This is a genomic window from Pseudomonas laurentiana, assembly GCF_014648275.1.
Taxonomy (GTDB): domain Bacteria; phylum Pseudomonadota; class Gammaproteobacteria; order Pseudomonadales; family Pseudomonadaceae; genus Aquipseudomonas; species Aquipseudomonas laurentiana.
Genome location: NZ_BMQU01000001.1, coordinates 1 through 13,531, shown reverse-complemented (window position 1 = coordinate 13,531; position 13,531 = coordinate 1). Strand labels below are relative to the sequence as shown.

The window sequence follows — 13,531 nt, the reverse complement described above, 5'->3', positions numbered from 1 at the left end:
TCAATGATCCGGACATTCTAGCGCCGGGCCCGCCGAAAAGGTTGATTCTGCTCATGAGCCAAGCTCCCCTCGTCCTGGTGGACGGTTCTTCCTACCTGTACCGTGCCTTCCATGCGCTGCCGCCACTGACTACCTCAAAGGGCCTGCCGACCGGTGCGGTCAAGGGCGTGCTGAACATGCTGAAGAGTCTGCGCAAGCAGTACCCTGATAGCCTTTTTGCGGTTGTTTTCGATGCAAAAGGCGGCACATTCCGCGATGAAATGTTCGCCGAGTACAAAGCCAATCGCCCTAGTATGCCGGATGACCTGCGGGTGCAGATCGAACCGCTGCACGCCAGCGTGCGCGCACTGGGGTATCCGCTGCTCTGCGTGGAGGGCGTTGAAGCCGATGACGTGATCGGCACCCTGGCCCGCAGCAGCGCAGCTGCCGGACGTCCGGTGATCATCTCCACAGGTGACAAGGACATGGCGCAACTGGTCGACGGCCACATTACGCTGGTCAATACCATGACCGGTAGTGTCTTGGACGTCGCGGGCGTGAAAGAGAAATTCGGTGTCGGCCCTGAACATATCATCGACTTCCTGGCCCTGATGGGTGACAAGGTCGATAACATTCCTGGCGTGCCGGGGGTGGGTGAGAAGACTGCTCTGGGCCTGCTGACCGGCGTCGGTGGTGGTCTGCGCGATCTTTACGAAAACCTCGACAAAGTGCCCAGCCTGGCTATTCGGGGGGCCAAGACCTTACCGGCCAAGCTTGAGGAGCACCGCGATGCGGCCTTCCTTTCGTATGAGCTGGCGACGATCAAGCTCGATGTCCCGCTGGATGTCGAGGTCGATGCCCTGGTGTGCGGCGAACCTGATCGCGAGGCCTTGCTGGCGCTGTATACCGAGTTGGAGTTCAAGAGCTGGGTCGAGGACCTTCAGCGTGAAGCCAAGCGTGAAGGCCTGGCGATTGCAGAGGTGACAGAAAAGCCCACTGCCGAAGTGAAGTACGAAACCATTCTTGATCAGGCGCGCTTTGATACCTGGCTTGAGAAGCTGAAGAAAGCCAAGCTGATTGCCTTTGATACCGAGACCACGGGCCTGGATGCCCAGCAAGCGCAACTGGTCGGTGTGTCGTTTGCTGTTGAGCCTTTTGAGGCGGCCTATGTACCTTTGGCTCACGCCTACATGGGGGTGCCTGAGCAACTTGATCGTGATGCCGTGCTGTTGGCGCTCAAACCGATCCTGGAAGATCCGAATACGCTGAAAGTCGGTCAAAACGCCAAATATGACATGAATATTCTGGCTAATTGCGCGATTGGTGGTGATCAATCCAACGGTATCGCACTGCGCGGCGTTGCTTTTGACACGATGTTGGAGTCCTACGTGCTGGACTCCACCGCGACCCGTCATGACATGGACAGCCTGGCGCTCAAGTACCTGGATTACACCACCATCGCCTTTGAGGACATCGCAGGCAAGGGTGCCAAGCAGCTGACCTTCGATCAAATCTCACTTGAACAGGCCGGCCCTTACGCGGCCGAAGATGCCGATGTGACGTTGCGTCTGCATCAGGCGCTGCAGGCGCGCTTGGCCAAGACGCCGAGCGTGCTGCCGGTGCTGAATGAAATCGAGATGCCGTTGGTGCCGGTGCTGGCGAAGATCGAGCGTCAGGGTGCCTTGGTCGACGCCAAGTTACTCGGTATCCAAAGCCTGGAGCTAGGCGAGAAACTGGTCGCGCTGGAGCGCGAAGCCTTCGCGATCGCGGGTGAAGAATTCAACCTGGGTTCGCCCAAGCAACTGGGGGTCATTCTGTACGAAAAACTCGGCCTGCCAATCCTGAGCAAAACCGCCAAGGGCCAGGCTTCAACGGCCGAAGCCGTGTTGGCGGAACTGGCCGAGCAGGACTATCCCCTGCCCAAGGTGCTGATGCAGTACCGTTCATTGAGCAAGCTGAAAAGTACCTATACCGACCGTCTGCCTGAGCAGATCAACCCGCGCACCGGGCGTATTCATACCTCGTACCATCAGGCCGTGGCAGCTACCGGTCGCTTGTCCTCAAGTGATCCGAACCTGCAGAACATTCCGATCCGCACCCCTGAGGGACGACGTATTCGCCAGGCGTTTGTTGCTGCGCCCGGTTACCGCCTGCTGGCTGCGGACTATTCGCAGATCGAGCTGCGCATCATGGCTCACTTGGCCAAGGACGAAGGCTTGTTGCATGCGTTCCGACACAACCTGGACGTTCACCGGGCCACGGCATCTGAGGTCTTCGGTGTTGCCTTGGAAGATGTCACGAGCGACCAGCGACGCAGTGCCAAGGCGATCAACTTTGGCTTGATCTACGGTATGAGCGCTTTCGGCCTGGCCAAGCAGATTGGTGTCGACCGCAAGCAGTCCCAGGCTTACATCGACCGCTATTTCGCCCAGTACCCAGGCGTGCTGGCCTACATGGAGCGCACGCGTGCTCAGGCTGCGGAGCAAGGGTTTGTCGAAACGCTGTTTGGTCGTCGGCTGTACCTGCCGGACATCAATGCAAAGAACCCGGCACTGCGCAAAGGCGCCGAGCGCACGGCGATCAACGCGCCGATGCAGGGTACTGCAGCCGACATTATCAAGCGTGCCATGGTGGCAGTAGACAATTGGTTGAACGACTCCGGGCTGGATGCCCGGGTGATTCTGCAGGTTCACGACGAATTGGTGCTTGAAGTACGTGAAGACCTGATCGATCAGGTGCGTGAACAGATCCGTCCTTACATGAGCGGCGCCGCACAGTTGGATGTTCCGCTGCTGGTTGAGGTGGGTGTGGGCTCGAATTGGGATGAAGCGCACTAAATAACCCTGAAAAAGCTGCGGCATATCGTCGCGGCTTTTGGGCTGGGCAGAGGCTGCTAGTGCTAGAAATTCTATCGCTATCGCAAATAGTTTCTAAACGCCCGGAACTAATCAGGCGAACCAAGACTCAGAGTAACTGAATGGGTGGTGAAGCCCTTCAATGCTCCTATGTTGTGTTAAGTGTTGGCAGATATCTGGACCCCGCCCTAGCGGTCCGGAACTTGAACCCCGAACTTCCCCCTCCCCATACGAAGTCCGGGGTTTTTTTTGCCTTGCGTTTGGCGCCGGGCCCTTATTCTGCGGGCTTGTCGGCCAATTCCATCCAGTTCGCCAGAACGCCGTAGGCTTCTTCCAACCCTTGTCGTTTAGGTGCGGAGAACAGCTGAATGGTCACGCCCTCTCCCCAGCCCTTGCGGATTTCCGCTTGCACCTTGAGCAGGGTGTTTTTTGCCGCGCCATAGGTGAGTTTGTCGGCTTTGGTCAGAAGAATATGCATCGGCATGTTACTGGCCACTGACCAGTCGAGCATCATCTGGTCGAAGTCGGTCATGGGATGACGCACATCCATCATCAAAATCACGCCCCGCAAGCTCTCACGGCTGCCCAGATAGGCTTCCAGGTGGCGCTGCCAGTGCTGTTTTAGCGGGATTGGGACTTTCGCATAGCCATAGCCTGGCAGGTCGACCAAACGCCGTTCTTCGTCCAGACTGAAAAAATTGAGTAACTGGGTGCGACCAGGTGTTTTCGAGGTGCGCGCCAGGCTGGCGTGGGTCAGTGTGTTGAGGGCGCTGGACTTGCCGGCGTTGGAGCGCCCGGCAAAGGCCACTTCATAGCCCTGGTCTTCTGGACACTGGTCCACTTTGGCAGCGCTGAGAGCAAATTTGGCCTGTTGGCAGAGGCCGAGAATGGGGTTTTTTACGTGCATGGGGTATCCGCTTGGGGGCTTGTCCGAGGCAGGCTCGGCAAGGGGTGTCGTTTCCGTTTCGATAACGGGAGTATATAATGCCGCAGATTTTGTGTGCGCTTTATCCCAGCGTAGGATGAGGTTCACGGGGGTACCCGATTCAATATTGCGCGTTAGAACGCAGTGCAGGCCCCCAGCCCTGAAAGGTCGTTCGCATGACGAAATGGCTGTTGGTTACCGTTGTCTTGGTACCGTTTTTCAGCGCTCAGGCTACACAGGATCCCGAGGCGTTGTACAACCGCGCATGCGCGGCGTGTCACGCCGGGCAGCTGCCACAGGCACCGAAACCAGGTGATCGTGCAGCCTGGGAACCGAGACTGGCGCGGGGTATGGAGACGTTGGTGGTGCATGTCACCCAGGGTTTCAAGGCTATGCCGCCGCGTGGATTGTGCATGGACTGCAGTGCCGAAGACTACCGGGCAATTATCCAGTGGATGAGCCGGTAGCATCGATACATAACTCTTTCACCCTTAGCCGTAGTTGGATTAGCTGATGAACAAACTACTCGTGAGTCTGCTGTTGACCTTGGGCGTCACCGGCGCTGCAAATGCCGCTGGCAATCTTGTTGGCGATGCCGCTGCCGGTCAGGGCAAAACTGCTGTATGTGGCGCTTGTCACGGTCCAGACGGTAATAGCATGGCGCCGAACTTCCCGAAACTGGCTGGCCAGGGTGAGAAGTACCTGGAGAAGCAGTTGCACGATATCAAGTCGGGTAAGCGCACCGTGCTGGAAATGACCGGCCTGCTGACCAACCTGAGTGATCAGGACATGGCAGACATCGCGGCCTACTTCGCCAGCCAGAAAGGCAGTGTCGGTGCCGCCGATCCGAAACTGGTTGCTCAGGGCGAGGCCCTGTTCCGCGGTGGTAACCTCGACAAAGGCATGCCTGCGTGCACCGGCTGTCACTCGCCTAACGGCGCAGGCCTGGCCGCTGCCGGCTTCCCGCACCTGGGTGGCCAACATTCGCAGTATGTCGCCAAGCAATTGACCGACTTCCGTGAAGGCAACCGCACCAACGACGGCGACGCGATGACCATGCGCTCCATCGCTGCCAAGCTGAGCAACAAGGATATCGAGGCCGTATCGAGCTACATTCAGGGTCTACACTGACCGATGGCGGTGCGGCGTTGCTTGGGAATACATCTCTCGCAACGTTAACGTGCCGTTAATGCAGCTGCGGAAGCATGAAAAGGGTGGCTTGGGCCACCCTTTTTTGTGCCCGCTACCGTTACACTATCGAACTCAGGCCTGTGTCGATCTGTCAGAAGACAGGTCGCGTCGTGGCGACTCATTACTGCTCAGGAGTAAAGCATGCGTAATCTGATTCTCAGCGCCGCGCTGGTCGCCGCCAGCGTCTTTGGCATGTCCGTCCAGGCTGCCGAGCCACCTGCAGACGGTAAGTATGTCGAGCTGAACAATCCGGTACCGGTTGCGGTACCTGGCAAGATCGAGGTGGTGGAACTGTTCTGGTACGGTTGCCCACATTGCTACAGCTTTGAGCCGACCATCAACCCATGGATCGAGAAGCTGCCAAAGGATGTCCACTTCGTGCGCGTACCTGCCATGTTTGGCGGCGCCTGGGATGCCCACGGGCAGATGTTCCTGACCCTGGAAGCCATGGGTGTCGAGGGCAAGGTGCACAGTGCCGTGTTCAATGCGATCCAAGTGGAGCACAAGCGCCTGACCAAGCCTGAGGAAATGGCCGACTTCCTTGCGACACAGGGTGTCGACAAGGACAAGTTCCTGGCGACATTCAACTCCTTTGCGATCAAGGGCCAGGTACAGAAGGCTCGTGATCTGGCCAAAAAATATGAAATCAGCGGTGTTCCAACCATGGTTGTCAACGGCAAGTACCGTTTCGATCTGGGCTCTGCCGGCGGTCCTGAGGAAACCATCAACGTTGCTGACCAACTGATTGCCAAGGAGCGCGCCGCCCAGTAAGCGGCGATTGCCATGCGGCGTTGGAAAACTGAGCGGTGTGTTGGCCTGCATGATCCGCAGGTCAACGAACACCATTTGCAGACCAGTAGCCTCCCGCAGGACGGCCGCCTGCGCCTGCTCAGTTTCAATATCCAGGTGGGTATCAGTACCGAGCGTTACCGCCATTACCTGACGCGTAGTTGGCAGCACCTCTTGCCTACTACCGGCCGGGCCGGCAATTTGCAGAAAATCGGTGACCTGCTCGGTGACTTTGATCTGGTCGCCTTGCAGGAGGCCGATGGTGGCAGCCTGCGTTCAGGTTTCGTCAATCAGGTCGAATACCTGGCGCAACTGGGTGCTTTCCCTTACTGGTACCAACAGCTCAATCGCAACCTTGGCCGTTTCGCCCAGCACAGCAATGGGGTACTCAGTCGCCTGAAACCGCAGTTGCTGGAAGACCATCCGCTGCCCGGCCCTTCCGGTCGTGGTGCGATTCTGGTGCGTTTTGGTGAAGGGGACGATGCCTTGGTCGTGGTGATGATGCACCTGGCGCTAGGGTCGCGGACCCGTGCACGTCAGCTTGCCTACATCCGTGAGTTGATTGGTGGCTATCGCCATCAGGTATTGATGGGCGACATGAACACCCATGCCAGCGATTTGCTGGAGCACTCGCCGCTGCGTGATCTCGGTTTGATTGCCCCGCAGGCGCAAGCCACGTTCCCCAGCTGGCGACCACAGCGTTGCCTTGATCATATTTTGCTCAGTCCTAGCCTGACGCTGGAGCGCTTCGAGGTCCTTGCCCAGCCTATTTCCGATCATCTTCCGGTCGCGGTTGAGATTCGTTTGCCTGATGCTCTTGCGATGGATACGCTTCCGGTCTTGAGCTAATTGCCCCTACTCCTTTGCGAAATCAGGCATGACCGAAGAAGCCCAGCGCTGGAAAGAGAAATACCTCAAGAGTATTGAGCAGCAAGAAAAACTCGAACGTCGCTGGGAAGCTCGCCTCGACTTGCTGCGTCGAGGCTTGGTGCGCAGCACTTTGGCGGCCGAAGGTAGCGACCTGGCTGTTGATAAGTGCATGAAAGAGATGCGCGATGTCATCCGTACCGACAATATGGACGCCGCGCTGGCTGGCTTGATTCCGCGATTGGAGAAGGCCGTACTGGACTCTGAGCAGCGTCGGGAAACCCGGACTGCACAGATTGGTACGGCATTGGCCGCACTGGTGAACCAGTTGCAGGCGTTGCCATTGCCGAGTGATGTTAATCGGCCGTTGAAAAAGTTTGCCAAACAACTGGATGCGCGTGCGGGCCAGCCCCGCGAGATGCCCCTGCTGCTTGGCGAGCTGAGCAGTTTGCAAGGCAAGGCGTTTGCTGCTCTCGATAAACCGGAAGACGCAGGTCGCCCAGGTTTTTTGCAGCGATTGTTCGGCAACCGTGAGGCGGTTTCCGAAGCGCCGACAGCGCCGACAGCGACTCCTGTGGCTGTCGACGCAGTCTCTGCGACCGTTGATGTTCATGCTGACCTTAACGTTGAGGCTGCAGGCCCTGAAACGGTGCGTCTCGCAGTACCTGACGAGGCCGATGCAGATGAGCTGCATGCACTGCCGGAGCCGGTAGTCGAGACAGGCGGTGAGGTCGTGACGCCTGGGATGGTCGAACAACCTCAGGCCGAACAATCGCAAGTCGAGGCTGTACAAGCTTCCCCTCCTCCAGTCATTGCGCCACTGGACGTGTTGGCACCGGAGCCAATGCCAGCGCCTGAGCCAGCTGAAACGCCTGAGTTGCGCGCAGACGTTCTGCCGTTCATCGCTGACATCCCGGCGGGTGAGCTTGCACCGACTGAAGAAGCGTACGCCCTGCCTGAAAACACGGAGCCAAGCTACAGTTCGGTCGCCAGTCACATCGAAGAAACCCTGCTCGGCTTACTGGATGATCTGACGCTGCCTGAGCGGCACAAGGCTCAGGCGCAATCCATGCGTGAGCGCCTGCAGCATGGCCTGAACTGGTATGAGCTGTTACCGGTCCTGGACGATCTGGTTGTACTGATGTTGGCAATTACCAGCAGTGGCCAGCATGAGTTTGAAGCCTACCTGCAGCAGGTCAACGAACGGCTGGAGTCGTTCCAGAGCCATTTGCAGGAAGCCAGTGCCGGACATGCCGATAGTCGTACGGCAGCTCGTGATCTGGATAGTCAATTGCGCGAACAGGTTGATGGGCTGCAAAGCAGCGTTCAGGGTGCGGCCGATCTGGACAGCCTCAAACATATTCTGGATAACCGCCTGGAAGGCTTGTTGAACACGATTGACGTGCACCAGCAGCAACGCGATCAGCGCGAACAGGAAATGGCCGGTCGTTTGCGCGGACTGGCCGAGCGGGTCACACATATGGAGCAGGAAGCCCAAGGTTATCGGGAGCATCTGGAAGAACAGCGGCAAAAGGCCTTGATCGACCCGCTCACCGGCCTACCCAACCGTGCGGCCTGGTCCGAACATCTTGAACGTGAAATGCAGGCTTGGCAGGCACAGGGTGGCCATCTTTTGGTCGCGATGCTTGATCTGGACCATTTCAAGAGGATCAATGACAACTACGGTCATCTTGCCGGTGACAAGGTGCTGAAAATTGTTGCCAATGAACTGCGCAAACGGCTGCGCGGTCGTGACTTTATTGCACGATTTGGTGGCGAAGAGTTTGTTCTGTTGATGCCACAGAGCAATCTGGCCAGTGGATGCCAGCAGGCTGAAATCTTGCGCTCAGCCGTCGAGGCCTGCCCTTTCCACTTCAAAGGCGAACGGGTGACGATCACGATGTCGATAGGCATTACCGCGCTGCGTGACGGAGAGCGAAGTGATATCGCCCTCAAGCGTGCCGACGAGGCGCTGTATCGCGCCAAGCACCAAGGCCGTAACCGCGTCGAGCAAGGATGAGCGCTATATAGTTATCACTGTTTGGGTCATCCCGTTGGTCAGGGTTGACGTTGCTTGGGCAAGTGCCCTTGTCGTTAACTAAATCAAGGACCCGAACCATCAAAACAGTGTCTCTCCTGCTTGTGTGCGGTTGATGCAACGCCTTGATGTATTTGCGCCATCGCTAGAGAGGGTACGTTATGCTATTGCATTACTGATATCCATAGATGTGCCCTCTTGCCATGAAAGCCTTCTTCTGCGCTCTGTTTCTTCTGTCTCTGGCGGGTTGTGCAAACACCCTCCAGATTGACCGAAGCCACCCATCCGCCAACCAGGACAGCCGTATCCAGTTTGTTGTCCTGCACTACACCAACGCTTCGTTGGAACGTTCACTGGCGTTGTTGACCCATGGTGAAGTCAGCAGCCACTACTTGATCGGCGATAATCCAGCGACCATCTACCAATTGGTAGACGAGAACCGCCGTGCCTGGCACGCCGGTGACAGCCAATGGCAGGGGCGTACCTGGCTCAACTCAAGCTCCATTGGCATCGAGATCGTAAACCCAGGTTTTACCGACACACCTTCTGGACGTGTGTGGCACCCCTACTCCGAGGCGCAGATACAAGCGTTGATTCTGCTGCTCAAGGACATCGTCAAACGTAATGACATCGATCCACGGCATATCATCGGGCATAGCGATATAGCCCCGTCACGTAAACTCGATCCAGGCCCGCTCTTTCCTTGGAAGCGCCTGGCTGATGCCGGTGTTGGTGTCTGGCCCGATGCCGGTGCCGTGGCACAGCAGCAAGCCCGTTTCGAGGTGAATCCGCCGAGTATCATCTGGTATCAGCAGCAGCTGGCCCGTTTCGGTTATGCCATCGAGCAGACAGGGGTCAATGATGTCAGCACCCGGCACGTGTTGGCGGCCTTCCAGATGCGCTTCCGTCCGCAACGTTTTGATGGTGTGCCTGATTCACAGACGGCGGCAATATTGCAGGTACTCAACCGTCCGCGCTGATGAGCGCCGCCCAACGGCGAAGCTGATTCGTCACTCAGTTGCTATACCTCTTGGTATTCAACTGGATATCGCCTGATGTCATCTGCCTTCGCCGCGCTACGCAATCTGTTCCTTCGCCCCTGGCTACTGGCCGCACTCGCGGCTTCGGCTAGTGCGATTCTGTTGCTGATCGCCAGCATTGGTTTGGCCATGCATCAAGTGCAGCAAAGCGAACGTGAACAGATGAATGCCAAGGGCGAGCGTTTTCTGGAGCGATTGGAGCAGATCTTTGGTCAGTTACGCGAAGGTGTTGACCAGCTTCAGGCTCAGCCGTTGCGAGGGTGCAGCCCGCAGATGCTCGCCGCATTGCAGCAGGTGGGTTTCAACAATCGCTTTGTCTTTGAAGCCGCTTATATAGACGGTGAAACCCGTTGTTCCAACCGTCTTGGTGAGCACAGCACAGAGCCTGTAAGGCCTCCGGATATTCAAGGGCCGACCTACAGCTACTGGCTAAATACCAGTACGGAGCCAAACGATAATCTGGCGGCGTTGATGTTGGGTCGAGGACATTTTCGTATCTCGACGTCCCGTGGGCACCTCAGCGATGTTGTTGATCTTCCACCTGGCGGGAGCCTGCTGGTAGTGCTCGACAATGGCATGCGTGCAGTACCGGTGTTGGGACCGGCGCAGGCTTGGCCTCCAACCCCTGACTGGTCACTCGACGTTGCAAACTCCATGTGGGAGTTGCCCGATCACCTGATTTATCGGATGCCAACCAAGTCTCCGGATTATCAACTGGTGCTGATCACCCCAAGAGCCAGCCTGCCGTTGAAAATGAATGGGGTCATCTGGTTATTGTTCCCAGGCAGTCTGCTGCTGGCCTGGTGTATCGGCTGGCTGGTACTGCAACTGGTACGTCAACGCCAGTCAATGAGCTCGGAGTTGCAGGGGGCGTTACGACGTGGGGAGTTGCAGGTGCTCTATCAACCCATCCTCGAACTCAACAGTCGACGATGCGTGGGGGCCGAGGCGCTAGTGCGCTGGCGCCATCCAGATGGCACGCTGACCAGTCCGGATCTGTTTATTCCGTTGGCAGAAAACACGGGCCAGATTCGCCAGATCACCGACTTTGTTCTGCAGCGCGTGCTGGAACAATTGGGGCAACTGCTGCGTGCGAACCCTCAGTTGTACATATCTATCAACCTGGCCGCTTGCGATGTAATGGTGCCCCGGATTGGTCGCGTGGCGGCTCGTTTGCTGGCACTGCACCATGTTGCGGCCAGTCAGATTGCATTTGAGGTGACTGAGCGCGGGCTGATCGATGTGGTAGTCGCACGGGATAACCTGCAAGCGTTGCGTTCGGTGGGGCATCAAGTGCTGATCGATGACTTTGGCACGGGTTACTGCAGCCTGGCCTACCTGCAAACATTGCCGGTCGATTGCCTGAAGATCGACAAGGCATTTATCGACGCGTTGGGGCATGACGCCGCCAGTAGCGGCGTTGCTCCTCATATCATCCGCATGGCGCATGCTCTGCAGTTAAGGGTCATCGCGGAAGGGATCGAGTACGAGGATCAGGCGCTGTTGCTGAACAGCGAGGGTGTGAACTATGGACAGGGCTGGCTGTTTGCGCATCCACTCAGTGCCAGGCAATTTGCCGAGCTGGTGACCCGAGGTCGGCGCAGGGGGCCTCGGCGGATCGACGATGAGGCGTGAACCTTCTCTATAACGCTAAGGAGAATCACCATGTTGAGTTGGGCTATTACCTTCCTGATTATCGCCATTGTCGCTGCCGTTCTGGGTTTCGGTGGCATCGCGGGCACAGCGACCGGTATCGCGAAGATCCTCTTCATCCTCTTCCTCGTACTATTCGTGGCGTCTTTATTTTTCGGTCGTCGCGGTTGAGGTAGGCGCAGCCCTTCGGGCTGCTCTGTCTAGAGCACTGAATGTTCAAGTGTTGGCGTGGGCACTGAGCGGACATCCGAACGCCTGTTGGGGTGATAGGCATCATTGCCGCTGTTTTTGGTTGTTTCCTACAGGGCGTGTCGATGCATGCGTCTTGCCGACCGTACATCGATATTTTTTTAGCTGACCCCTTCGACAATTTCGAGGTGCTTTCACGCATTCGGATTGTCGAACAAAGGCATTTAGCACCCAAGCGGATATGGCTAAATCGGCCTAAATATGGCGCTTTGGCCATCTTCGGAATTCCGAACGCCTCTATTTAAACCGTTTCGGATGTGCGTTTTTGGCGAGAATCATTATGCCGATTCGGCATAGGGTAGTCGCTTACGGCATTAGACGTTACCCCTTCGCGTCGGAATAGTTGCGCCTTTTTTCGCTGGCACGAGCGTTCTTTCGCTTGCCTGCGGTGACCTTCTACGGCGCCTTGCTTGCTGTTACCAACTGATTCCTTGAGGCTTTCAATGGCTCTAGGTCGATGTTTTCAGCGCAATGCCCGTGACCACTTGAAGAAAGGGTAACGATATGAAGAAGGCAAAACTAAGCCTCGCTTGGCAGATACTCATCGGTTTGATTCTCGGGATTGCAATCGGTGCGGTACTGAATCATTTCAGTGCAGAAAAGGCATGGTGGATCAGTAACGTTCTGCAGCCAGCGGGTGACATCTTCATTCGCCTGATCAAGATGATCGTCATCCCGATCGTGATCTCTTCACTGGTCGTGGGTATCGCCGGGGTTGGCGATGCGAAAAAATTGGGCAGTATTGGCCTGAAAACCATCATCTACTTCGAGGTGGTCACCACCATCGCGATCGTGGTGGGCCTGCTGTTGGCCAACCTGTTCCACCCGGGTGCCGGTATCGACATGAGCACGCTGGGTACGGTGGATATCTCCAAGTACCAGGCAACTGCTGCTGAAGTGCAGCATGAGCACGCATTCATCGAGACCATTCTCAACCTGATCCCGTCGAACATCTTCGCGGCGCTGATGCGCGGTGAAATGCTGCCGATCATTTTCTTCTCTGTGTTGTTCGGCCTGGGTCTTTCTAGCCTGCAGGCGGATATCCGCGACCCGTTAGTGAAAACCTTCCAGGGTGTCTCCGAAGCCATGTTCAAGGTCACTCACATGATCATGAACTACGCACCAATCGGTGTGTTTGCGCTGATCGCGGTCACTGTTGCCAACTTCGGCTTCGCGTCACTGCTGCCGCTGGCCAAGCTGGTGCTGTTGGTTTACTTCGCCATCGCCTTCTTCGGTTTCATGGTGCTTGGCCTGATCGCCCGGTTGTTCGGCTTTTCGATCTTGAAGCTGATGCGTATTTTCAAGGACGAACTGGTCCTGGCCTATTCCACCGCCAGCTCCGAGACGGTACTGCCGCGCGTTATCGAGAAGATGGAAGCCTATGGTGCGCCAAAGGCCATCTGCAGCTTCGTCGTCCCGACTGGCTACTCGTTCAACCTCGACGGTTCGACCTTGTACCAAAGCATTGCTGCGATTTTCATCGCCCAGCTCTACGGCATTGATCTTTCGATCAGCCAGCAACTGCTGCTGGTGCTGACCTTGATGGTTACTTCCAAAGGTATCGCTGGCGTTCCGGGTGTGTCCTTCGTTGTACTGCTAGCCACCTTGGGCAGTGTTGGTATTCCGCTGGAAGGTCTGGCTTTCATCGCCGGTGTCGACCGCATCATGGACATGGCCCGTACGGCGTTGAATGTGATCGGCAACGCCCTGGCGGTATTGGTTGTTGCTCGTTGGGAAGGCATGTACGACGATGCCAAAGGCCAGCGCTACTGGAACTCGCTGCCGCACTGGCGCAGCAAGGAAGCCGTACCTGCCGGTAAAATGGCGACCAAGTAAGCGACTGCATGATCTGATTAAAAGCCCCGACGTGTCGGGGCTTTTTGTTGTGCGCCAGGCATGGCGCGTTGCGCGTTAGCGCAACCCGTTTGGCTGTGGTGGCTGAATG

11 protein-coding genes are annotated in these 13,531 nt (G+C 57.0%); 10 read left to right on the top strand and 1 reads right to left on the bottom strand.

What is annotated here, in order from left to right:
- The first annotated feature begins 53 nt into the window (after positions 1–53).
- Positions 54–2,816: a DNA polymerase I gene (gene polA, locus IE038_RS00055; RefSeq protein ID WP_189394920.1), complete on the top strand. Its 2,763-nt coding sequence runs from the start codon at positions 54–56 to the stop codon at positions 2,814–2,816.
- A gap of 292 nt (positions 2,817–3,108) precedes the next feature.
- Here polA and yihA read toward each other — a convergent pair whose 3' ends face one another.
- A complete protein-coding gene (yihA, locus tag IE038_RS00050; RefSeq protein ID WP_189394919.1) occupies positions 3,109–3,741 on the bottom strand; it encodes a ribosome biogenesis GTP-binding protein YihA/YsxC in 633 nt (210 codons plus the stop codon).
- A 194-nt stretch (positions 3,742–3,935) separates the two neighbouring features.
- Between yihA and IE038_RS00045 the strand changes: the two genes are divergently transcribed.
- The 9 genes from IE038_RS00045 (at position 3,936) to gltP (ending at position 13,422) form a co-directional block, all read left to right on the top strand.
- Entirely contained in the window at positions 3,936–4,226 is a 291-nt protein-coding gene (locus IE038_RS00045) for a c-type cytochrome (RefSeq protein WP_163939090.1), read from the top strand.
- Positions 4,227–4,272: 46 nt separating this feature from the next.
- A complete protein-coding gene (locus IE038_RS00040; protein WP_163939092.1) occupies positions 4,273–4,890 on the top strand; it encodes a c-type cytochrome in 618 nt (205 codons plus the stop codon).
- Between the two features lie 201 nt (positions 4,891–5,091).
- Positions 5,092–5,721, top strand: coding sequence for a thiol:disulfide interchange protein DsbA (dsbA, locus tag IE038_RS00035; protein ID WP_163939095.1), 630 nt, complete (start codon positions 5,092–5,094; stop codon positions 5,719–5,721).
- Between the two features lie 12 nt (positions 5,722–5,733).
- On the top strand, positions 5,734–6,588 hold the full coding sequence (locus tag IE038_RS00030) for an endonuclease/exonuclease/phosphatase family protein (RefSeq protein WP_163939097.1): 855 nt from the start codon (positions 5,734–5,736) through the stop codon (positions 6,586–6,588).
- Positions 6,589–6,616: 28 nt separating this feature from the next.
- Complete coding sequence (locus IE038_RS00025) at positions 6,617–8,626, top strand: GGDEF domain-containing protein (protein WP_163939099.1); 2,010 nt, start codon at positions 6,617–6,619, stop codon at positions 8,624–8,626.
- A 221-nt stretch (positions 8,627–8,847) separates the two neighbouring features.
- A complete protein-coding gene (locus IE038_RS00020; RefSeq protein ID WP_163939101.1) occupies positions 8,848–9,624 on the top strand; it encodes an N-acetylmuramoyl-L-alanine amidase in 777 nt (258 codons plus the stop codon).
- A gap of 75 nt (positions 9,625–9,699) precedes the next feature.
- The gene (locus IE038_RS00015; RefSeq protein WP_163939103.1) at positions 9,700–11,319 is read left to right on the top strand and encodes an EAL domain-containing protein; all 1,620 of its coding nucleotides are present in this window, start codon (positions 9,700–9,702) and stop codon (positions 11,317–11,319) included.
- 30 nt (positions 11,320–11,349) lie between these two features.
- The gene (locus IE038_RS00010) at positions 11,350–11,508 is read left to right on the top strand and encodes a DUF1328 domain-containing protein (protein ID WP_163939105.1); all 159 of its coding nucleotides are present in this window, start codon (positions 11,350–11,352) and stop codon (positions 11,506–11,508) included.
- A 582-nt stretch (positions 11,509–12,090) separates the two neighbouring features.
- Positions 12,091–13,422 (top strand): glutamate/aspartate:proton symporter GltP, encoded by a 1,332-nt coding sequence (gene gltP / locus IE038_RS00005; RefSeq protein WP_163939107.1) that lies wholly within the window; start codon positions 12,091–12,093, stop codon positions 13,420–13,422.
- Positions 13,423–13,531 lie beyond the last annotated feature (109 nt).

What these genes read in the sequence shown, in the direction of transcription:
- polA (WP_189394920.1), top strand. Translation starts at nt 54, where the DNA reads ATGAGCCAAGCTCCCCTCGTCCTGGTGGACGGTTCTTCCTACCTGTAC.
- yihA (WP_189394919.1), bottom strand. Translation starts at nt 3,741, where the DNA reads ATGCACGTAAAAAACCCCATTCTCGGCCTCTGCCAACAGGCCAAATTT.
- IE038_RS00045 (WP_163939090.1), top strand. Translation starts at nt 3,936, where the DNA reads ATGACGAAATGGCTGTTGGTTACCGTTGTCTTGGTACCGTTTTTCAGC.
- IE038_RS00040 (WP_163939092.1), top strand. Translation starts at nt 4,273, where the DNA reads ATGAACAAACTACTCGTGAGTCTGCTGTTGACCTTGGGCGTCACCGGC.
- dsbA (WP_163939095.1), top strand. Translation starts at nt 5,092, where the DNA reads ATGCGTAATCTGATTCTCAGCGCCGCGCTGGTCGCCGCCAGCGTCTTT.
- IE038_RS00030 (WP_163939097.1), top strand. Translation starts at nt 5,734, where the DNA reads ATGCGGCGTTGGAAAACTGAGCGGTGTGTTGGCCTGCATGATCCGCAG.
- IE038_RS00025 (WP_163939099.1), top strand. Translation starts at nt 6,617, where the DNA reads ATGACCGAAGAAGCCCAGCGCTGGAAAGAGAAATACCTCAAGAGTATT.
- IE038_RS00020 (WP_163939101.1), top strand. Translation starts at nt 8,848, where the DNA reads ATGAAAGCCTTCTTCTGCGCTCTGTTTCTTCTGTCTCTGGCGGGTTGT.
- IE038_RS00015 (WP_163939103.1), top strand. Translation starts at nt 9,700, where the DNA reads ATGTCATCTGCCTTCGCCGCGCTACGCAATCTGTTCCTTCGCCCCTGG.
- IE038_RS00010 (WP_163939105.1), top strand. Translation starts at nt 11,350, where the DNA reads ATGTTGAGTTGGGCTATTACCTTCCTGATTATCGCCATTGTCGCTGCC.
- gltP (WP_163939107.1), top strand. Translation starts at nt 12,091, where the DNA reads ATGAAGAAGGCAAAACTAAGCCTCGCTTGGCAGATACTCATCGGTTTG.